Origin of the sequence: Winogradskyella ouciana (assembly GCF_009709615.1) — a bacterium.
Lineage (GTDB): Bacteria > Bacteroidota > Bacteroidia > Flavobacteriales > Flavobacteriaceae > Winogradskyella > Winogradskyella ouciana.
The window spans coordinates 19,520-40,399 of the sequence record NZ_WJYA01000007.1 but is presented as its reverse complement, the minus strand read 5'-3'; the positions used below and the strand labels follow the sequence as shown (position 1 = coordinate 40,399).

Annotated in this window: 21 protein-coding genes; 14 read left to right on the top strand and 7 right to left on the bottom strand. The window is 35.0% G+C overall.

Annotation, left to right across the window (positions count from 1 at the left end; translation table 11 throughout):
* Window positions 1-22 precede the first annotated feature (22 nt).
* The 5 genes from F1003_RS11915 (at window position 23) to F1003_RS11895 (ending at window position 6,434) form a co-directional block, all read left to right on the top strand.
* Window positions 23-1,429, top strand: coding sequence for a tetratricopeptide repeat protein (locus tag F1003_RS11915; RefSeq protein ID WP_155089662.1), 1,407 nt, complete (start codon window positions 23-25; stop codon window positions 1,427-1,429).
* Window positions 1,430-1,503: 74 nt separating this feature from the next.
* The gene (locus F1003_RS11910; protein WP_155089661.1) at window positions 1,504-2,427 is read left to right on the top strand and encodes a polyprenyl-phosphate transporter; all 924 of its coding nucleotides are present in this window, start codon (window positions 1,504-1,506) and stop codon (window positions 2,425-2,427) included.
* Window positions 2,428-3,447, top strand: a complete 1,020-nt coding sequence (locus F1003_RS11905) for a DUF368 domain-containing protein (protein WP_155089660.1) — start codon at window positions 2,428-2,430, stop codon at window positions 3,445-3,447.
* Window positions 3,416-4,174 (top strand): shikimate dehydrogenase family protein, encoded by a 759-nt coding sequence (locus tag F1003_RS11900; RefSeq protein ID WP_155089659.1) that lies wholly within the window; start codon window positions 3,416-3,418, stop codon window positions 4,172-4,174. Before F1003_RS11905 ends, F1003_RS11900 begins: the two co-directional genes overlap by 32 nt.
* 190 nt (window positions 4,175-4,364) lie before the next feature.
* A complete protein-coding gene (locus F1003_RS11895) occupies window positions 4,365-6,434 on the top strand; it encodes a DUF349 domain-containing protein (protein WP_155089658.1) in 2,070 nt (689 codons plus the stop codon).
* A gap of 287 nt (window positions 6,435-6,721) precedes the next feature.
* Here the strand turns inward: F1003_RS11895 and mazG are convergent, their stop codons facing one another.
* From mazG to ruvX, 4 genes are read right to left on the bottom strand one after another with little or no spacing between them, the layout of a single operon-like run.
* Entirely contained in the window at window positions 6,722-7,495 is a 774-nt protein-coding gene (gene mazG, locus F1003_RS11890; RefSeq protein WP_155089657.1) for a nucleoside triphosphate pyrophosphohydrolase, read from the bottom strand.
* A gap of 2 nt (window positions 7,496-7,497) precedes the next feature.
* Entirely contained in the window at window positions 7,498-7,926 is a 429-nt protein-coding gene (locus tag F1003_RS11885) for a DUF5606 family protein (protein ID WP_155089656.1), read from the bottom strand.
* Window positions 7,927-7,938: 12 nt separating this feature from the next.
* Window positions 7,939-8,529, bottom strand: coding sequence for a peptide deformylase (def, locus tag F1003_RS11880; RefSeq protein WP_155089655.1), 591 nt, complete (start codon window positions 8,527-8,529; stop codon window positions 7,939-7,941).
* Window positions 8,530-8,567: 38 nt separating this feature from the next.
* Window positions 8,568-8,981 (bottom strand): Holliday junction resolvase RuvX, encoded by a 414-nt coding sequence (ruvX, locus tag F1003_RS11875; RefSeq protein WP_155089654.1) that lies wholly within the window; start codon window positions 8,979-8,981, stop codon window positions 8,568-8,570.
* Window positions 8,982-9,464: 483 nt separating this feature from the next.
* Between ruvX and F1003_RS11870 the strand changes: the two genes are divergently transcribed.
* Both F1003_RS11870 and F1003_RS11865 read left to right on the top strand, forming a co-directional pair.
* On the top strand, window positions 9,465-10,280 hold the full coding sequence (locus tag F1003_RS11870) for a 2,3,4,5-tetrahydropyridine-2,6-dicarboxylate N-succinyltransferase (protein ID WP_155089653.1): 816 nt from the start codon (window positions 9,465-9,467) through the stop codon (window positions 10,278-10,280).
* Window positions 10,281-10,335: 55 nt separating this feature from the next.
* Entirely contained in the window at window positions 10,336-11,403 is a 1,068-nt protein-coding gene (locus F1003_RS11865; protein WP_155089652.1) for a glycosyltransferase family 9 protein, read from the top strand.
* On the opposite strand, the gene F1003_RS11860 is transcribed toward F1003_RS11865, so the two are convergent.
* Window positions 11,400-12,221, bottom strand: coding sequence for a glycosyltransferase family 2 protein (locus F1003_RS11860; RefSeq protein ID WP_155089651.1), 822 nt, complete (start codon window positions 12,219-12,221; stop codon window positions 11,400-11,402). The genes F1003_RS11865 and F1003_RS11860 overlap by 4 nt on opposite strands.
* A gap of 6 nt (window positions 12,222-12,227) precedes the next feature.
* On the bottom strand, window positions 12,228-13,049 hold the full coding sequence (locus F1003_RS11855; RefSeq protein ID WP_155089650.1) for a glycosyltransferase family 2 protein: 822 nt from the start codon (window positions 13,047-13,049) through the stop codon (window positions 12,228-12,230).
* A 41-nt stretch (window positions 13,050-13,090) separates the two neighbouring features.
* Here F1003_RS11855 and F1003_RS11850 point away from each other — a divergent pair, with 41 nt between their 5' ends.
* On the top strand, window positions 13,091-13,852 hold the full coding sequence (locus F1003_RS11850; protein WP_155089649.1) for a glycosyltransferase family 2 protein: 762 nt from the start codon (window positions 13,091-13,093) through the stop codon (window positions 13,850-13,852).
* Here the strand turns inward: F1003_RS11850 and F1003_RS11845 are convergent.
* Window positions 13,849-14,622 carry a lipopolysaccharide kinase InaA family protein gene (locus tag F1003_RS11845; RefSeq protein ID WP_155089648.1) on the bottom strand — a complete coding sequence of 258 codons (774 nt, stop codon included), beginning with the start codon at window positions 14,620-14,622 and terminating at the stop codon, window positions 13,849-13,851. The two genes, F1003_RS11850 and F1003_RS11845, sit on opposite strands and share 4 nt — an antisense overlap.
* A gap of 70 nt (window positions 14,623-14,692) precedes the next feature.
* Between F1003_RS11845 and F1003_RS11840 the strand changes: the two genes are divergently transcribed.
* Genes F1003_RS11840 through F1003_RS11815 form a run of 6 tightly spaced genes read left to right on the top strand, consistent with a single transcriptional unit; the run spans window position 14,693 to window position 20,826 of the window.
* The gene (locus tag F1003_RS11840; protein WP_155089647.1) at window positions 14,693-15,544 is read left to right on the top strand and encodes a glycosyltransferase; all 852 of its coding nucleotides are present in this window, start codon (window positions 14,693-14,695) and stop codon (window positions 15,542-15,544) included.
* Between the two features lie 39 nt (window positions 15,545-15,583).
* Window positions 15,584-16,693, top strand: coding sequence for a glycosyltransferase family 4 protein (locus F1003_RS11835; protein WP_155089646.1), 1,110 nt, complete (start codon window positions 15,584-15,586; stop codon window positions 16,691-16,693).
* Window positions 16,693-17,883, top strand: coding sequence for a glycosyltransferase family 4 protein (locus tag F1003_RS11830; RefSeq protein ID WP_155089645.1), 1,191 nt, complete (start codon window positions 16,693-16,695; stop codon window positions 17,881-17,883). The genes F1003_RS11835 and F1003_RS11830 overlap by 1 nt, the downstream gene beginning before the upstream one ends.
* 60 nt (window positions 17,884-17,943) lie before the next feature.
* Window positions 17,944-19,356: a CCA tRNA nucleotidyltransferase gene (locus F1003_RS11825; RefSeq protein ID WP_155089644.1), complete on the top strand. Its 1,413-nt coding sequence runs from the start codon at window positions 17,944-17,946 to the stop codon at window positions 19,354-19,356.
* 2 nt (window positions 19,357-19,358) lie between these two features.
* Window positions 19,359-19,823, top strand: coding sequence for a GNAT family N-acetyltransferase (locus F1003_RS11820; RefSeq protein ID WP_155089643.1), 465 nt, complete (start codon window positions 19,359-19,361; stop codon window positions 19,821-19,823).
* Window positions 19,810-20,826 carry a COX15/CtaA family protein gene (locus F1003_RS11815; protein WP_155089642.1) on the top strand — a complete coding sequence of 339 codons (1,017 nt, stop codon included), beginning with the start codon at window positions 19,810-19,812 and terminating at the stop codon, window positions 20,824-20,826. The genes F1003_RS11820 and F1003_RS11815 overlap by 14 nt, the downstream gene beginning before the upstream one ends.
* Window positions 20,827-20,880: the final 54 nt, after the last annotated feature.

The following is a 20,880-nucleotide window of genomic DNA, read 5'->3' as shown; positions in this document are numbered from 1 at the left end:
TCAGTGAATCATTAAACCGCTTATGAATTACAGTCACGACGACGAAAACTTTCCGCTTACCAGATTTGAATCCATGTTAAAAACAAATGACATTTTGTTTTTTGATTCAAGTGAATTTGAAAACATCATTCACCACTATCTCGAAAATGGTAAAATTGCTTTGGCTAAACGCGCTATTAAGCTTGGTCTAGAACAGCACCCAACTTCAATCAACTTAAGATTATTTCAGGTTGAAATTTTAGTGATTGAAAATAAATTCTCTGAAGCTGATGATATTTTAGATATGCTCCATGTACTAGAGCCCACAAACGAAGAGATATTTATTCAAAAAGCTAATGTGTTATCTAAACAAGATGAGCACAAAAAAGCTATAGACACATTGCTTATTGCTATAGATATGTCCACCACTCCATCTGATGATGCAGATTTGTATGCTTTAGTTGGAATGGAATATTTATTCTTAGACCAGTTTGAAAACGCCATCATTTACTTTAAAAAGTGCTTAGAAACTGACACTTCCGATTATTCTGCACTTCACAATGTAGTGTATTGCTATGATTTTTTAGACCAAAACGAAGAAGCCATAACATATCTCAATAAGTTCTTGGATAGTCATCCTTATTGTGAAGTGGCCTGGCATCAATTGGGACGCCAATACTTCACTATAAAAGACTATGCAAAAGCCAATGCTGCTTTTGATTTTGCTATAATTTCCGATGATACTTTTGTAGGCGCTTATCTGGAAAAGGGTAAGGTTTTAGAAAAACTAAAACACTACGAAGACGCTATTGAAAACTACAAAATTACATTAGCATTAGACGAGCCAACCTCGTTTGCCTTGTTGAGAATTGGTTATTGCTATGAGAAACTAGGACAAGTAGATATGGCATTACAGTTCTTTAAAAAAACTGTTGAAGAAGATGCTTTATTAGACAAAGGTTGGATAGCGATTACAAAGTTTTATATGAAGCGCTTAAACTATTTAAAAGCTTTGCATTATATCAACAAAGCTGTAAATATTGATGGAGAAAATGTGCTGTACTGGAAACTCTTTGCAACCATAAACAAGCGACTGAACTTTCTTGAAGAAGCTGAACTCGGTTACAAACGTACTTTAGAGCTTGGCAATTACGAACTGGAAACCTGGCTCGAACGATCAGATATTCTTATTGCATTAGGCGAATACGAAGCGGCAATCTACAATTTAATACAAGGAGCAGAATTCTATCCAGAAAATGCTGAGATTGAATATAGACTTGGAGGTTTGTATTTTACCGTACACCAAACCGAAGAAGGACGTTTTCATTTAAAAAACGCCGTAACCCTAAATGCTGAATATAATTTTATCATTTCTGAGCTTTTTCCAAAGTTGAATGACAGACCTATGGTAAAGGCTATAATTTCAGAATCTAAAAAGGCTTCTAACTAATACATTTCTGCCTTAAATTTAAATCAGAATTCGTATAAAAAATCCATACCTTAGCGTTTCTTATATTTTAAGAAATGCAGAGACGTTTTATAGACTATTTAATAGTATCATGTAAGGGCATTGCAATGGGAGCCGCAGATGCTGTTCCTGGAGTTTCTGGTGGTACCATCGCTTTTATTTCAGGGATTTACGAAGAGTTAATTACAACCATTAGCAATATAAAACCGTCCTTGATAACGGTTTGGAAAAACGAAGGTTTTAAAGCATTTTGGAAAGCCGCCAATGGCAGCTTCCTTTTAGCTTTGTTAACAGGAATTGTTGTTAGCTTCGTAAGTTTTATGCGTCTTGCCAAATACCTTTTAGAGCATCATCCTGTACTGATATGGTCATTCTTCTTTGGGCTTATCGTTGCCAGTATTTATTATGTCGCCAAACAGATTACAAGATGGAGAATATTGACATTAGTCGCCATTTTAGTTGGTGCGCTCACAGCTTTCTACATCACCACCTTACCTTCAATGGGAGCTACAGACAATAGTTTATTTCTGTTTTTCGCAGGAGCTATTGCCATTTGTGCGATGATACTTCCAGGGATTTCCGGATCTTTTATCTTGGTGATTCTTGGTGCTTACAAGACTCTAAGTGATGCTATTCACGACTTTGATTTTAAACGTATAGCCATTTTTGCCTTAGGAGCTGTTGTTGGTCTATTATCATTCAGTAGGATTTTGAAATGGCTTTTTAAGAATTACCACAATGCAACATTGGCCTTGTTATCGGGTTTTATTGTTGGGTCGCTTAACAAAGTATGGCCATGGAAGCGCGTACTTTCTTGGAGAACAGATTCAGAAGGTCTTAAAGTTCCTTTTAAGGAAGAAAGTGTGTGGCCAACGGATTTTAGTGGAGAACCACAGGTTTTATATGCTATTATCCTAATGGTTGCTGGGTTTTTTACCATTTTGATCTTAGAGCGTCTCGGTTCAAAAAACCAAATCTAAATGCAGAGTACCAGAACATTTCCCGATAAAGTTTTTTTGGTCATTAAAGGGTTGGCTATGGGTGCTGCCAACAAAGTTCCTGGTGTTTCTGGTGGTGTGGTTGCATTTGTTGCAGGGTTTTATGAAGAGTTTATCTATTCGCTTCAACGTGTTAACAAAACCGCTTTCAAATTATTCTTTAATGGTAGGTTTAAAAGCTTTTTCCGTTACATCAACGGTAAATTTCTAGGTTTACTTTTCCTAGGAATGGTGGTCAGTTATTTTAGTGTATCTAAAATTCTCGATTACTTCATTGACAATTATGAACTCTATGTTTGGAGTACGTTCTTCGGGATGATTCTGGGATCTATTTATTATATCAGTAAGGATTTTAAGGCCTGGAACAGAACAACAATTACAGCATTGATTCTTGGTGCCGTAGTAGGAATTGGTATCAGTTTTTTAAATCCTGCTAAGGAAAATGATAACCTTTGGTTTGTTTTTTTCTGTGGCATTATAAGTGTTTCTGGTATGACGCTTCCTGGGTTTTCTGGTTCTTTTATTCTTATTTTATTGGGAAATTATGTCTTACTTCTTGTGGATTCCGTTAATGCGCTTTACGATACCGTTGCTGATGTTTTTACTGGCAATTTTGAGTTTCTAAAAAATGAAGTCAGAATGCGAATGCTCAAGGTACTTGCTGTATTTACCTTGGGTTCGGTTACTGGACTGGTTACCTTTTCGCACCTCCTAAATTATATTCTAAAACATTATAAAAACATAACCTTAGCGACTATAGTTGGGTTTATTGTAGGTTCGCTAGGAGTGGTTTGGCCATGGAAAGAAACCATTTACAAAACCTATGAAAATGGTAGTTATATTTTGGATTCCACTGGGAAACAAGTCGTTAAAAATTACCAGCGTTTTTTCCCTGAAGCCTCCACGGAAACTTATATCGCAATTGCTTATATTGCCCTAGGAATCCTCATTGTTTTGGGATTAGAATGGTATGGACAACGCACAAGACAAATCAAAATATAAATTCGGACTAGTAGGTCGTGATATTTCCTATTCATTTTCAAGAGGTTATTTTGCCGATAAATTTGAAAATGAAGGTTTACCACATACCTACGTTAATTTCGATTTACAGTCCATTGAAGAACTTGATGACATCATCAAAAACACTCCCAATTTAAAAGGCCTTAATGTCACCATTCCTTATAAGGAAGATGTCATCCCAATGTTGGATGAGCTCAACAAGCGTGCTCGTAAAATCGGAGCTGTGAATACGATTAGAATTACACGCTATCAAAAATTAATCGGCTATAACACAGATTATTACGGGTTTAAAAATTCACTAAAACCACATTTAAAAAAACATCATAAACGCGCTTTAATTCTCGGTACAGGTGGAGCATCAAAAGCAATTGCCCACGCGCTTAAAAAACTCAAAATTCAATATGATTACGTATCGCGTTCAGAGAAAGAAGGCGTAAAATTTTTGTATTCAGATTTAACTGATGACATTATTTCTTCATATACGATAATTATCAATTGTACACCTATTGGCACATTTCCAAACGTTAATGAATGTCCGGATATTCCATACGAAGCCATAACCAAAAAGCATATTCTTTACGATCTTATCTATAATCCTGAGCAAACTAAATTTTTGAGTTGTGGCGATATTAAAGGCGCAACAACGATTAATGGATTGGAAATGCTAAAACTACAAGCCGAAAAATCTTGGGAAATTTGGAATAAGTAGTGTTTGGTGTTTTTGGAAATGAAAGCTTTTAATCAATTCCAAAACTAACCGCATCAGCATATCCACTTCTAAACAAATAAACTTTTCATAAAGAAACATCTAAACGATTCAACGATTCAACCTCACCACGCATTTCCTTTGTAGTTCAAGGAGTTGTTAGTATCTTTAACCTCCTATAAAATATTGACACATGTCTGAGAATGATAACCTGCTAAAAGCAGATGGAAAAAACGAAGTAGAAAAAGAAGTATCTACTCCAAAAGAAGAAACCACTCCCGAGGTTGAAAACAAAACAGAAGTCACTCCTGAAAGTGAGGCTGAAACCAAAGCCGAAACTGAGAGTGAATCTACTAAAGAAACAACTTCAGAAAAAACAGCTGAAGCCGAGACAGAAGTTGAATCTGAGACTGAAACTGAATCTGAGACTGAAACTGAATCTGAGACTGAAACTTCTAAAAACGATCAACATGTCGATGAGATCGAAGCTGAAAATGCCGAGGATGCTGAAGACGAATCTAATGTAGAGCGTCATGAGGTAGAAGAAAAAGACTATCACGCCATGTCGATGCAAGATTTGGCTACGGAATTGAATCGCCTTTTAAAGCATCATAAAATTCAGACCATATCTAAACAGGTCAATCAAATCAAATCAGAATTCAATGCTAAATTCAGTGAACTTCTTGATCAGAAAAAAGAAGAATTTATTGAAGAGGGCGGCAATGAAATAGACTTCTATTACACCAACGATACCAAAAAACTGTTCAATCAGCTATATAAAGATTATAAGCAATCCATAAGTTCATATTACAAGGAACGTGAGCAAAACCTTAAGCAAAATCTCGAAAACAGATTAGCAATTATCGAAGAGATAAAAGGTTTACTTTCCGTTGAGGAAAATATGGGCACGACCTATAAAACCTTTAAGGAATTACAGGACAAATGGCGAAATGCTGGACCAATTCCAAGAGATAAATACAATAATGCTTGGAACACATACCATCATCATGTAGAGCGTTTTTATGACTTCTTGCATCTCAATAACGATTTGCGAGATATGGACTTTAAGCATAACTACGAGCAAAAACTAAAGATTATTGAGCAAGCCGAAGAATTGGCTAAAGATGATAACGTTAATCGTTCGTTTAGAGAGTTACAAGTGCTTCACAAACTCTGGAAAGAAGAATTAGGCCCTGTAGCCAAAGAACATAGAGAAGAAATTTGGGAGCGCTTTAGTAAGGCGACCAAAACCATACACGATAAGCGTCAGGCTTACTATGCAGATTTAGATAAGGCTTATGAGAAAAATCTTGAAAAGAAAGAAAACATCATTTCTCAAATACAAGCAATAGCAGAAGATAAAGCGAGTTCCCATGGTGCATGGCAAAAGAAGATAAAAGAAATAGAAGCACTACGAGAAGCCTTTTTTAATGCAGGTAAAGTGCCGCTTAAGGTCAATGAGGCTACTTGGGCAAAATTTAAGGATGCTGTAAGGACTTTCAATCGCGGAAAGAACAAATTCTATAAAGAGCTAAAGAAAGACCAATACGAGAATCTAAAAAAGAAGAAAGACCTTATAAAAATTGCTGAAGACAATAAGGACAGTGAGGATTTTAAGACCGTCACTCCTTTGATGAAGAAAATTCAAGCCGATTGGAAAAAAATAGGTCATGTACCAAGACGTGATAGTGATAAAATATGGAAACAGTTTAAAGCCGCTTGTAATCACTATTTTGATAGGATGCATGCTGAACGTAAAGCGGAAAATCAACATCTTTATGATGCCTTTGACAAGAAAGTAAAGTTACTGGATGAGTTAAAAGCTATGGAACTTAGTGGCGACAATAAAGCAGATGTTGAAACCTTAAAAACCAAAATTGCAGACTGGAAAGCCATTGGGCATGTGCCACAAAACAAACGTTATATCGATGGTAAATTCTATAAAGCCATAGATGAAGCCTTTGATAAGTTAAAAATGGACAAGTCTAAATTAGAAATGGTAAAGTTTGAGAGTAAACTCGAAAACTTGGCCAGCAATGATAACGACACAAGGCTATTGGACAACGAGCAAAACTTTATCCGTAAAAAAATCAGCGAAGTAAAGTCTGAAATCAATCAATTAGAAAACAATTTACAGTTTTTCTCTAATGTAGAATCGGACAATCCTCTAGTGAAGGATGTACATAAAAATATAGATAGACATAAAAAAGAGCTAGATACTTGGAAGGCTAAATTGTCTAAATTAAAAGGAATGTATTCTTAAAAATCAAAATCCATCTGTTATTCACAGATGGATTTTGCCCTAACTAAACTAAATTAACCTTAATTACAACCGCTTAAATAATAATTAAGATCTCCTACTAAGATTATAAAAACGTTTTGCTTTTATATATTCTATTTACGTGAGAAAATTCTGTTTGGATGTTTGGTTTTTGATTTTTAGAAAATTTTAACAAACCTGTGTTCTGTCATTCAGAGCGTAGCGAAGAATCTAAAGTGTGATTTTATAGATTCTTCAGTCACTTTGTTTCTTCTGAATGATAGGATAGGTCAAATAGACTTCGCCTCTTCCCAAAAGACATCCATCTCAGAAAGCGTCATATCTTTAAGTGGTTTGTTGAGTTCCTTGGATTTACTTTCAAGATATTGAAAGCGTTTCATGAATTTTTTATTGGTACGCTCAAGGGCATTTTCGGGATTTACCTTAAGGAAACGTGCATAGTTAATCATAGAGAACAACACATCTCCAAATTCACTTTCAATGGCGTCTTGGTTGCCTTTAGTGATTTCAGATTTTAATTCTGCTAACTCCTCCTCTACTTTTTCAAATACTTGTTCTGGTTGTTCCCAGTCAAATCCTACTCCAGCGACTTTATCTTGTATGCGATTGGCTTTTACCATAGCTGGTAAACTTTTAGGCACACCTTCCAAAACACTTTTTTTGCCTTCTTTGAGTTTTAGTTGCTCCCAGTTGCGTTTTACGTCGTCTTCATTATCAACTTTCACGTCTCCGTAAATGTGAGGATGGCGTTCCACCAACTTATCACAAATGCTATGGCAAACATCTGCAATATCAAAAGCATTGGTTTCACTTCCTATTTTAGAATAGAAAACAATATGCAATAACACATCTCCTAATTCCCCTTTTACCTCATCCAAATCCTTATCGAGAATGGCATCTCCAAGTTCGTAAACTTCTTCAATGGTAAGATGACGAAGTGATTCCATCGTTTGCTTTTTATCCCACGGACATTGCTCTCGCAACTCGTCCATAATAATCAACAAACGCTCAAAGGCTTTGAGTTGGGTGGTTTTATCGGACATATTTATTCTTCTTCGTCAGAAGAGTTTACAACATCTTCAGCATCAAGTGCACCAAGAAGATTGTTCTTTTGTAGTAAGTTATACCACTGAATAACTTTTTTGATATCTGAAGCATAGACACGGTCTTCATCATAATCTGGCAATACATCAAAGAAATATTCTTCTAAAACCAGCTTACCATCTTTATGACTAATTGATGTTGGCCCACCATTTTCCTTGTCCTTTATTTTCTTGAGAACTTCTCTTAAAGGTACTTCTTCAGTTAGGGTATAAATAGCTATTTCACTTAAAATACTGATATTGCTATGGGCTCCAACGGTAATTCTTTTTTTGTCTATTAACGATTGAACAACGGCACCTGTTCTGGTCTGTGTTACAATTTCGAAAAGTCCTGGCTTCCCAGAAATTGATAAAATTTTATCTAAACTCATATATATCTTTTATTAACGCTTTCTGCTCATTGCCGGAAAACGCATTTTGTAATCTATCTTAATTTTTCCTTTTGAAATGTTGGTCAACTTTCCTTTTATCAAACGTTTTTTAAAGGATGATAGTTTGTCAGTGAATAAAACACCTTCAATATGGTCATACTCATGCTGAATAACTCTGGCTATTAACCCATCGTACTCTTCAACATGGGTTTCAAAATTCTCATCTTGGTATTGAATTTTGATTTTTGGTTGTCTAAAGACATCTTCCCTTACATCTGGGATACTCAAACAGCCTTCATTAAAAGCCCATTCATCACCTTCTTCTTCTATAATTTGAGCATTAATAAATGTTTTTTTGAAGTCTTTCATTTGTGCTCTTTCCTCATCAGTAAGATCTTCATCTTCCGAAAAAGGTTCTGTGTCAACTAAAAACAAACGAATAGGCAAACCAACCTGTGGGGCAGCCAAACCTACTCCGTAAGCTCCATACATAGTCTCGTACATATTCTCTATTAGCTCAGTTAGTTTTGGGTAATCCTTATCGATTTCTTTTGCCTTCTTCTTAAGCACAGGATCTCCGTAGGCTACAATTGGTAAAATCATATTCTGTTTGTTTTCGGGTGCAAAAGTACAATTCTTATTTAAGAATTTGAAGCCAAATAACTCTGTAGAATCAATGTTGCGCTAATTTCGTCAATTAATGCTTTATTACGTCGCTGTTTTTTCTTCAACCCACTATCAATCATGGTTTGGAATGCCATTTTAGAAGTAAAACGTTCATCAACGCGTTCCACAGGAATATCTGGAATTGCCTTAGCCAATTTTTCCAAAAATTTCTGAATATACACTTCGCTTTCAGAAGCTGTATTGTCCATTTGTTTTGGTTCGCCAACAACAAATTTTTCAACATTTTCTGTTGCTATATAATCTTTCAAGAACGTAAGTAAATCTTTGGTATCAACAGTTGTGAGACCAGATGCAATAATCTGCATATCGTCCGTAACAGCCAAACCCGTTCGCTTGGTTCCATAATCTATGGCTAAAATTCTTCCCATGGTTTGCAAAGATAATGTATAAAAAAACGCCTCTTAACAAAAAGAAGCGTTTTTAATTAGCTATTAATTAAGTCGTTGATTTTATTACCCTCTACAGTTAAATCACGTTAATTATTTATAAGACACAATATTTTAAGTTAGGTCACATTCAAAGAAATTCTTTTTTCTAAAAAACAAGAAACTCTCAAGCTTCTAATCATGAGATCCCGCTGTAAAAGCGGGATTAATTCAACTAACTATATTGATTTTTTTGCTTCGCAACTATTCAATTTAGAGTTTCATTAAAAAGAAAACTCCTCAAGTTATGGGGAGAGGAGTTTTCAAAATTAGCTATTAATTAAATTCTCAGATCAACTTATTATAAAATAAATTATCATCGCATTTAACAGTAATAAGACACTCGTTCTTTGAGTGGGTCACAATTTTTTAAAAATATTTTCTGAAGCCTTAATATCGAGTTATCTTTGATAAAATTTTTATCGCATGAAACAACTACAATCCGTTATAGAAAATGCTTGGGAAGACCGTTCTCTATTAACTAATCGTGTTACTATAGATGCCATTAGAAGTGTTGTTAGTCTTATTGACGAAGGCACGCTTAGAGTTGCTGAACCTACAAAAGATGGGTGGCAAGTCAACGAATGGGTAAAAAAAGCCGTAGTGCTTTATTTCCCGATTCAAAAAATGGAAACCCATGAAGTCGGTATTTTTGAATACCATGACAAGATTCCTCTAAAAAGGGATTATATGGAAAAAGGTATAAGGGTTGTTCCTCATGCTGTGGCAAGGCACGGAGCTTACATTTCCAGTGGTGTTATTTTGATGCCAAGCTATGTTAATATAGGTGCTTATGTTGATGAAGGTACTATGGTAGATACTTGGGCAACCGTTGGTAGTTGTGCACAAATTGGTAAGAACGTTCATCTGTCTGGTGGTGTTGGTATTGGAGGAGTTCTCGAACCATTACAAGCTGCTCCAGTAATTATTGAAGACGGAGCTTTTATTGGTAGTCGCTGTATTGTTGTTGAAGGTGTGCGTGTTGAAAAAGAGGCCGTACTCGGCGCGAATGTGGTACTAACCATGAGTACAAAAATTATCGATGTCACTGGTGACGAACCCGTTGAAATGAAAGGTAGAGTACCTGCGCGTTCTGTTGTTATTCCTGGGAGTTATACTAAGAAATTCAAAGCTGGTGAATTTCAAGTGCCTTGCGCTTTAATCATTGGTAAACGTAAAGAAAGTACAGACAAGAAAACATCTTTGAATGATGCGTTACGAGAGTATGATGTTGCGGTCTAAAGCCCCATTGCCCTTTGGGCATTTCCCCTAAGGGGAAAATTAAAAGTTTCTAAAATTGAAAGTACTAGTTATTCAACAGAAAATGATAGGTGATGTTTTGGCTACAAGCATTTTGTTTGAGGCTATAAAACACAAATATCCTGATGCTGAATTACATTACGTCATCAATTCACATACATACCCTGTTGTAGCTGAAAATCCGTTTATAGATCAGTTTCAATTTTTCACTCCTGATCACGAAAAAAGCAAACGTAAACTCTGGCAATTTGCCAATCAATTACGAAAAGAAAACTTTGATGTTGTTGTTGACGTTTACTCACAAATCTCAAGCAACATCATTGCTTTACGCTCTAAGGCAAAAACTAAAATATCACTAGACAAAGGTCATAACACTTTAATCTATAACCATAGGTTTAAAAATAAATCAAAGGCTAAAACCAATGCTGGCCTAGCTATTGAAAACCGATTACAAATGCTAGAGCCTCTAGAAATTGACACGACTACAATTGTTAGACCAAAAATCTACCTCACCAATTCTGAAAAGGCAAATGCAAAGCAATTTTTGGAATCAAACGGAATTGATTTAGAAAAACCGCTTTTTATGATTGGTGTTTTGGGTAGCGGAAAAGATAAAACCTATCCGTTTGCCTATATGGCTAAAGTGATTAACAACATTGTAGCTGAACAACCTGATAGTCAGATTTTATTCAATTACATCCCGAAACAAGAAGCAGATGCTAAGGCTATTTTAGAATTATGTTCTGCCGAAACTCAAAAGCAGATTCATTTTGAGGTCTTTGGAAAAAGTTTACGAGATTTTCTTGCCATCACATCACACTGCGAGGCATTAATTGGAAACGAAGGAGGCGCTATAAATATGGCAAAAGCATTATATATTCCTACATTTACCATCTTTTCCCCATGGATAAAAAAAGAGGCTTGGAATATGTTTGATGATGGTAAAAAACATGTTTCTGTTCATCTTAAAGATTATGATGAACAAGCCTACACGGACATTTCTCATCCAAAGGAATTGAAATCAAAAACATTTGAGTTGTATGAAGATTTTAAACCTTCTTATTTTGAGGAAGAATTGAAAGAATTTTTAAAGCGACTAAACTAATCTTTTTTAATGCCGAAGTCAGTCCACTTTTTATTCTCTTTTTTAGTCGTTGCTCTGATGGCTAAATTTTTATCAATCGAATCTTGGGTTTTATAGCCTCTAGGATGATCTAAATGCAAACAAACCGCACTGTATCTAATCTGTTTAGACTTTAAACCATAGTTAAACAGGCGCTCACCTAACTCTCTGTCTTGGCCTCCATATTGCATGCGTTCATCAAAACCATTGATTGCCACTATATCTTTTTTCCAGCCAGAAGCATTATGGCCGTTCCAACTTGCGTTGGTTGGAGTCACCGTATTTAAAAATTGACTAGTAACACCCTTCGCAGTAAGCTTATTGTTTTTAAATGATGATTTTAAACCATGGGATTTCAACCATTTTACATTAAAACAACGTTGGCTAAGAATATCCTCTTTGGTTATAAGTTTGGAGATGGACATAGGCAACATAAAATATCCACCTGACAAAAAATACCCTTCTTCACGCTCATTGATATGAACTTCCACATAATCCTCTCTTGCCATGCAATCTCCGTCGCTCATTAAAATATAATCTGCATTACAGGCCACTATGGCTTTATTCAAAATTTGGGATTTTTGAAATCCATTATCCTCATGCCAGACATGTACAATGGGATAACTTACTTCGGACTTCATTCTCTCTATAAGGTCAAAAGTGGGTTGTTTAGAACCATCGTCTGCAATAACCATTTCAAAATCCTTGTAGGTCTGTGCCTCATAACTCCACATGACTTTTTCAAGCCATTCTTCAGAATTATAGGTGCTTATTATAACAGAGATTTCTGGTTGTTGCATGGTTAATTATGTCTTTATACCAAATACTGTCCATTTGGCCTTTTCTCGTTTTGTAGTAGCTCTTATTTGCTGATTTAAAACCTCAGCTTCAGTATTTCTATAAGGTCTATCGTGATGCAAATGTACACAAATAGCACTATATCTAACTTGTAAAAATTTGATGCCATTATTCATCATTCGCTCGCCCACTTCCCTATCCTCACCTCCGTACTGCATACGTTCATCAAAACCATTCACAGCTAAAATATCAGATTTATAGCAAGACACATTCATACCATCAAACGTAGCCTTGGTAGGTGTAATGGCATTTAGGAATCTAGACTTAAAATCTGATGTAGTGAGCTTGTTGAGTTTAAATGTTTTGGGTTGTCCTTTTGCTAAAAGCCAATCTCTATCAAAACATTTTTGCTCACTTATAATATCCTTTGTGATACTATTGGAAATCTTTTTAGTCAATTTAAAATAGCCACCGGACAATGCGTTATTTTTTCTTTTCAAACTTAAATGTGTTTTCACAAAATCTTCTCTGGCAATACAATCTCCATCCGTAAAAATCAAGTAGTCAGCGTTTGAAGCTAAAATCGCTTTATTGAGAATTTTGGTTTTTTGAAAGCCTTCATCCTTTTGCCAAACATAAGTTACATTGAGCTTGCTTTCCGCAGAAAATTTGTCAATAACTCGTTTTGTTCGTTCATCAGAACCATCATCTGCAATGATAATCTCAAAGTCCATTTCAGTTTGAATACCATAACTATGCAATACCAACTCTAACCATTCTGGTTGATTGTAGGTGCTGATAATCACAGATGCTTTTAAGTCTGATTGCATAACCACAAAAATACTATTTTTACACCAGCGAAAATGCAACTATGCTAAAACTATCTGGTGTTATAATAACGTTTAATGAAGAGCGGAATATTGAGAGATGTTTACAATCTCTAGTAAATGTTGTTGATGAAATTGTGGTTGTAGATTCGTATTCTACTGATAACACTAAAGCGATTTGTGAGCGATTCAATGTAAAATTTATTGAGCAAGAATTCTTAGGTTATATTGAACAAAAAAACTTTGCCTTAACACAAGCCAGTTACAATCATGTTGTGTCTCTTGATGGTGATGAGGCGTTGTCTGAAACACTTCAAAAATCTATTATTGATTTAAAATCCAACTGGAAATTCGATGGGTATTATGCCAATCGCTTTAACAACTTTTGCGGACAATGGATAAAATATTCCGATTGGTATCCTAATAAAAAATTAAGGGTTTTCGATAAAACAAAAGCTGAATGGAAAGGCATTAATCCTCATGACAATGTTCAATTACATGATGAAAACGCTAAAACCGGACATTTAAAAGGTGACATCTTACATTGGACGTATCAGACCTACGAGGAAATGGACAAAAAAACAGATTACTTCTCCACTATTGCAGCTAAAGCCTACTATGATAAAGGTAAAACTGCTCCTATATGGAAATTGATCTGGAATCCATCCTGGGCATTTTTTAAAGCTTTTATTTTACGGCTAGGGTTTTTAGATGGTCTAAACGGTTTTAGAATCTGCTACCAAACTTGGAAAATCACTTATTTAAAGTACTCTAAACTCCGAGACCTATATAGAACTAAGGCTTAGTTCTTTTTCTTTCTCCAGAAATAATATTTCTTTTTAAAGGCTTCTTTCTTTTTGAAACTTGAAGAGAATTTTTGCGAGAAATAATACATGCGTTCACGCACCTCTGCATGAGGTTTGTTAATCAGCTTGGCATATTCATCACTGATAATATCCAGCATATAATCTTTTGGAGATAAACGTGCAAAATTGGCAAGTCGCTCATTATAGCTTAGCGTTTTAAATTCCATACGGTTTAAATCTACCAGATAGAATTTATAGTCGTCACCATCTTTCTTTATCAGTGTATTTCCTGGTGAATGATCTAAAAAATGAATCCCTTTTTCATGCAGCTGAAACGTGAACTGTGTAAACTGCCTTAAGATGTTCTCATAATCCTCGCATTGTGGCTCATCAATAAGTTTACGAATAGTAAAATCGTAATTAAGTTGCTTACTGATGTAATAACTTTTTCCAAAAACGAAAAGTGAGGTATATTCGATATAGGCTTCTGGACTCGGAGTTAAAATACCTGAATCCAACAATCGTTGTGCATATAAAAACGAACGTTCTGCCTTACTCTTTCTAAAAAAACGATAGACAATTTTGTTAACTACATTAGGGACTTTAAAACCCTTAATATTGTAGCGTTCGCCTTCAATGTCTAAAATTTTAATCACATTTCTATAGCCTGTACCAATCAACTCCCCTTCGTGATTAAATTTTTCTAGCGTCCTTTCAATAGATGCTTTGGTTAAGGCTGAGTTTTTGTGGATTTTAATCTTTACAGGCATTATAGTTATGACTTTGCATGCAAAAGTAGCTATTTAATTCTTTAAATTTACCGACTATTAATTGGCATGTATGTTTAAACATTATCTCATTACGCGTTTTAATCTCAGAAATAAAAACTGGGACGTCACCAAGAACAATGAAACCTTGTTAACGCGCGAATGGATGACGCATCGCATTGGTTTATTCAGCAATTTTTGTTTGCCTTCGATTGCTAGTCAGACTAACAAAGACTTTCAATGGCTATTGTTTTTTGACCAAACTACCGATGATGATTTTAAACAAGAACTTGAAACCCTTTTAAAACCCTATCCCCACTTTAAATCATTCTATGTGGATGGTATGGATGCCTTTCATCCATCCATAAAAGCGTATGTTTCAGAAGATAGTAAAGACAGTTCTTATATCATTACGTCTCGAATAGATAATGACGATTGCATTCATAAAGAGTATATAGATACCATTCAGCATCAATTTACATCACAAGACTTTATGGCTATTGATGTTTTAAAAGGTTATTCGCTTCAAATTTCGCCTGAGATTATGTTGGGTAAAAAAGAGCATATTTTTAATCCATTTATCAGTTTGATTGAAAAAAATGTCGAACCCAAGACCGTTTGGTTTAGTGACCATAATATGTGGAAAAAAGAGTCTAGACGTATCGAAATAGCCAACAAACGCCTGTGGATGTCCATTATCCATGAGAAGAATAAAGTCAATGAATTTGATGGTTATGACAATGTGGATTGGAATAGCATAAAATCAGATTTTATTGTATCTGAAAGTATCGATAAAAAAGTCACCTCAGAAATAATTCCATACAGCCAATGGCGCTATTTAAGTTTTAAGAACAAACTCTACGTCAATTATGTGCTGGCGAGCAAGAAGTTTAAAAAAGCACTTGGTCTATATAAAATTAAGTAATATTGAAATCCCTACTTTTGTGGCTCTAAAACTCAATACATGCGATTAATACAGTTTACGGCATCCAATGGTTGGCGTGGCCACGAGCAGAAAATCATTTATTTATACGAAGCTTTTAAAGCCGAAGGCCATGTTGAGGATCAATGGATTGTTTGTCCAATAGATTCTGAAATCTATCGCATTGCAACAGATAAAGGTATGCAGGTTATTCCTTTTGAATTTAAATCAGAATACAGCTTATCATATGCCAAAACATTTAAAAAATTAGCGGAAGAGAAGAATGCTTCAGTTATTTTTATACATAGTAGTAAAGCACATACCCTTGCCGTTTTATCGCATTTTATTTATGGCATGAAAGTGCCTTTGGTATTATGCCGAACTTTGATAAAGCGTGTAGACACCAACTTTTTTAGAAAGTGGAAATACAATTACAAAGGCATTAAAAAAATCATCTGTGTTTCACAGCCTGTTGTTGAATCTTTAAAATTTGCAGTAAACGATCATAGCAGATTTACTGTGATTGGTAGTGTTACCGATGTTAACAAATTTAAAAAACAAGAAGCAATTGGTGTGTTACATGAAGAATTCAACATACCGAAGGATTATAAATTAATTGGAAATATTGCCGAATTTACCGGGTTTAAGGATCATTACACCTGGGTGGATACTGTTGAAATTCTCGTTAAGGAAAACAAAATAAAAGCGAAGTACATTCTTGTTGGAAAAGGCAGTATGGAACAAGACATTAGAAATTATGTCGAAGAAAAAGGCTTAACGGAGCATATCATTTTTACAGGGTTTAGGCGTGATGTGCCTGAAATATTACCCGAGTTTGATTTGTTCCTATTTACATCCAACAACGAACCCACAGGTGGAGTACTCTTAGAAGCTTATGCTTGCAAAGTACCAATTGTAGCTGCAGATGCTGGAGGGATTTCTGAAGTTATTGTTGATGGCGAAACAGGTCTTTTGGCTGAAGTTGGCAACGCAAAGGATTTTGCCGATAAAGTGACACTCTTAATTAATGATGAAAAGCTTCAAAAGACATTTACCGAAAATGGGTATCAATATCTTTTAGATAATTTTACAAAAACAGTGATTGCACAGAAAATGCATGACGAGCTTAAAAAACATCAGTTACAAGATTAATGCGTATACTCTTCTTTACAAATGAATATTCTCATCCCAGATTACCAAATTCTGGTGGTGTAGGCTCATTTTTAAAAATAATGAGCGAATCATTAACAGATAAAGGACATGAAGTATTTGTCTATGGATTTTCTAAAAAACCACTAGAATTTTCGGATAATGGAATCCATTTTAAGTTTTTTAAAAAATATTCTAAGCAATTTCGTTTTAAAGAGTTTAAAAGATCAATATCTACAAAATTAGGTCTCGGCAAGGCAGATATAAAATTCTTAGAAGGAGAACGAAAGTATTATGCAAAAAAGCTTAAGTCTTATTCCCAAAAGCACCAAATAGACATTATAGAATCCTTTGTATTTAATGGTTTTACGGCATATTTTGACAATTCCACTCCTCTTGTACTTAGGTTTCATGGATCGAGAGGGTTTTGGCATCGCTATCTTGATAAAGCACCTGAAAAAGCAAAAATAGAAATTGAAAAAAAAGCGCTCAATGCCACTCCCTTTGTTATAGCCAATTCAAACTTTTCAAAAGATTTTATAGAAGATTATTATAATGTAGATGTAGATACAGTCATCCACAATGGAATAGATACTAAGCTATTTGCGCCTGATAATACAATAAAGGAGTTGCCAAAATCTATATTCTATGTAGGAACCATGTCCGAGGCTAAGGGAGTTAAAGACTTAGCTAACATATTTAACAGTATTATAGAAGCACAACCTGAAGCAAGTTTACACCTCATAGGAAGAGGTGAGAGCTATTGGAATTATATAAATACCGAAGTGCTTTCAGAAAAAGCACAAGATAAAACTCAATATTATAATCACTATCAGCTATCGGAGATTCCTAAAAAATTGATGGAAGCATCAGTTATTGTAGTACCATCAAAAGGTGAAACTTTTGGATTTACCATAGTAGAAGCTATGGCGCTTGAAAAAGTGACTGTTGTTTCTAATATTCCTGTTGCTAAAGAAATTATATCTGATGGTGTTGATGGATTTATAGCTAAAGACAGCGAGGACTTTATAAAAATAATCTTAAAAATATTAGATGACTCTAATGATTATGATGCCCTAAAGAAAAGAGCTCGCGAAAAAGTACTTCACAATTTTACTTTAGAAAAAATGATCACTGACTCCATAAATTATTATAAGAAAATAATTGAAAACAATTCTCAATCTCTAGATTAATCCTTTGAAAAGAATTGTTCTATACCGTAACTTTGCAAATCCCAAGAATGGGTTGCAGTTATGAACCACAAACAAGCTCTAAAACACAATATTTTTGAAATCATCTCTCAATCTGCTGAAGAATTACAGCTAGACTGTTTCGTCATTGGTGGTTTTGTCAGAGATTATTTTTTAGAACGTGGCAACGCTAAGGATATTGATATTGTTGCCATTGGTAGCGGTATTGAATTGGCACAGCAAGTATCAAAAAATTTACCGCATCAACCAAAAGTTCAGGTGTTTAAAACTTATGGCACTGCAATGTTGCGTTATGACGATATAGAGATTGAATTTGTAGGTGCACGCAAGGAAAGTTATATCGAAGACAGTAGAAACCCCGTTGTTGAGGATGGGACTTTAGAAGACGACCAAAACAGGCGTGATTTTACAATTAATGCTTTGGCTTTAAGTTTAAACAAAGACAATTTTGGTGAACTTCTAGACCCTTTTAACGGCATTGAAGATTTAGACAAAGGTATTATCCGCACACCCTTAGACCCAAACATTACTTATAGTGATGATCCTCTGAGGATGATGCGAGCGATACGTTTTGCTACGCAGTTGAATTTTACAATTGAGGAAAAATCACTCAACGCTATTAAGAAAAATAAAGACCGCATAAAAATCATAACTAAAGAACGTATCGTTGTTGAGTTGAATAAAATTCTTGAAAGCGACACACCTTCCATTGGTTTTATGCTTTTAGAAAAAACAGGTCTTCTAGATTATATTTTACCAGAATTAACAGCCTTAAAAGGTATTGACGAAATCGAAGGTCAACGCCATAAGGATAATTTCTACCACACGTTAGAAGTGGTAGATAATATCGCCAAGACTACAGACAGTCTTTGGTTAAGATGGGCTGCTTTGTTACACGATATTGGTAAAGCGCCAACAAAGAAATTTCATAAAAAAATTGGATGGACCTTCCATGCGCACGAGTTTGTAGGCTCTAAAATGGTGTACAAATTATTTAAGCGCCTTAAAATGCCATTGAATGACAAAATGAAATTTGTACAAAAAATGGTATTAATGAGCTCAAGACCAATTGTATTGGCCTCCGAAGTTACGGATTCTGCCGTGAGGCGTTTAATTTTTGATGCTGGTGAACATGTAGATGATTTAATGACACTGTGCGAAGCTGACATTACCACTAAAAATCCTAAAAAGTTTAAGAGGTATCATAAAAATTTCAAATTGGTAAGGGATAAAATTGAAGAAGTTGAAGAACGTGACAGAGTTAGAAATTTTCAACCGCCAGTATCTGGTGAGGAAATTATGAAAGCCTTCAACCTAAAGCCCTCAAAGGAAATAGGGATTATTAAGGACGCTATAAAAGAAGCCATTCTAGAAGGAGAAATTCCTAATGAACATGAAGCGGCTTTTCAACTCATGATAGAAAAAGGGAAAGAACTAGGCTTAACTACAGCATAGCTATGATAAAGTTGGTTAGAACAGATTCTAGTAACATCGATTTCATTGAATTGGTAAAACAACTCGATGCCTATCTAAAAATCACAGATGGAGATGAGCACGATTTTTACAATCAATTTAATTCCATAGACAGTCTTAAACATGTTATAATAGCCTACGAAAACAACAAACCTATTGGCTGTGGTGCTTTTAAACCTTTTGGATCTACTAAGGTGGAAATAAAACGTATGTTCACATTGACAGAAGAAAGGGGAAAAGGTATCGCAACAAAAATTCTAAATGAATTAGAACATTGGGCACTAGAGTTAGGATATTCATACACCATTTTAGAAACGGGAAAACGGCAAACTGAGGCTGTAGAATTTTACAAAAAGAATAATTACTTAATTATACCCAACTATGGGCAATACATTGGTGTTGAAAATAGTCTTTGCTTTGAAAAATTATTGAGATATGAAAAAGGATAATAAAGCTGTTATTTATTGGCTTCTTATAGGCTGTGCTTTAATTTTTGTAATGGTCATCGTTGGTGGGATCACAAGACTCACGCATTCAGGCTTATCAATTTCAAATTACAAACTGATATCGGGTACCATTCCTCCAATGAATGAAGTAGAATGGAATGAAGCCTTCGACCTTTATAAACAATACCCAGAATACCAAAAGTTAAACTACGGTATGTCCTTAGAAGAATTTAAGGATATTTACTTTTGGGAATGGATTCACAGAGTTATTGGGCGCTTTATTGGCTTGGTATTTATTATACCCTTAGTTTATTTCTTAATCAAAAAGCGACTTTCAAAATCAACCATAAAAAAATCCATTATTCTACTCATTATGGGTGGTTTTCAAGGCTTTTTAGGTTGGTATATGGTAAAGAGCGGCTTGGTGGACAGACCCGATGTTAGTCATTACAGATTGGCAGCCCATCTTACAACCGCATTTTTAACTTTTGCCTACACGTTTTGGGTTGCTCTAGATTTAATGTTTCCCAATAAGAAACAGATTGATAAAAAGCTGCGAAACCTGATAAGAACTGGACTGATTGTACTCATTATTCAAATTATTTATGGTGCATTTGTGGCAGGATTGGATGCAGGTTGGATTCATAACCATTGGCCTTTTATGAGTGAAGGTAAGTTCATCCACGAAACGGTTTACATTGAGCAAAACCCAACATACCTCAACTTTATTGAGGGTAAAAGCGGTGTGCAATTTGTCCACAGAACATTAGCATACATCGTTGTTATTTTCATTCTCGCTATTTGGTATAAAGCCACACGAAATGAGATAACCCATTGGCAAACAAAAGGAGTGAATAGTCTTTTAATTATGGTTGGTGTACAGTTTTTACTTGGTGTTTTAACATTAATCTACGCTGTACCTGTTTGGCTAGGCGTGCTACATCAAGTTGGTGCATTTATCTTATTGAGCTGTATGGTATTTACACTTCACCGTTTTAGCAAATAAGGATTGCTGAAACTAATTAACCATAAACGCATCAACAAATAAACTGTTAAACAT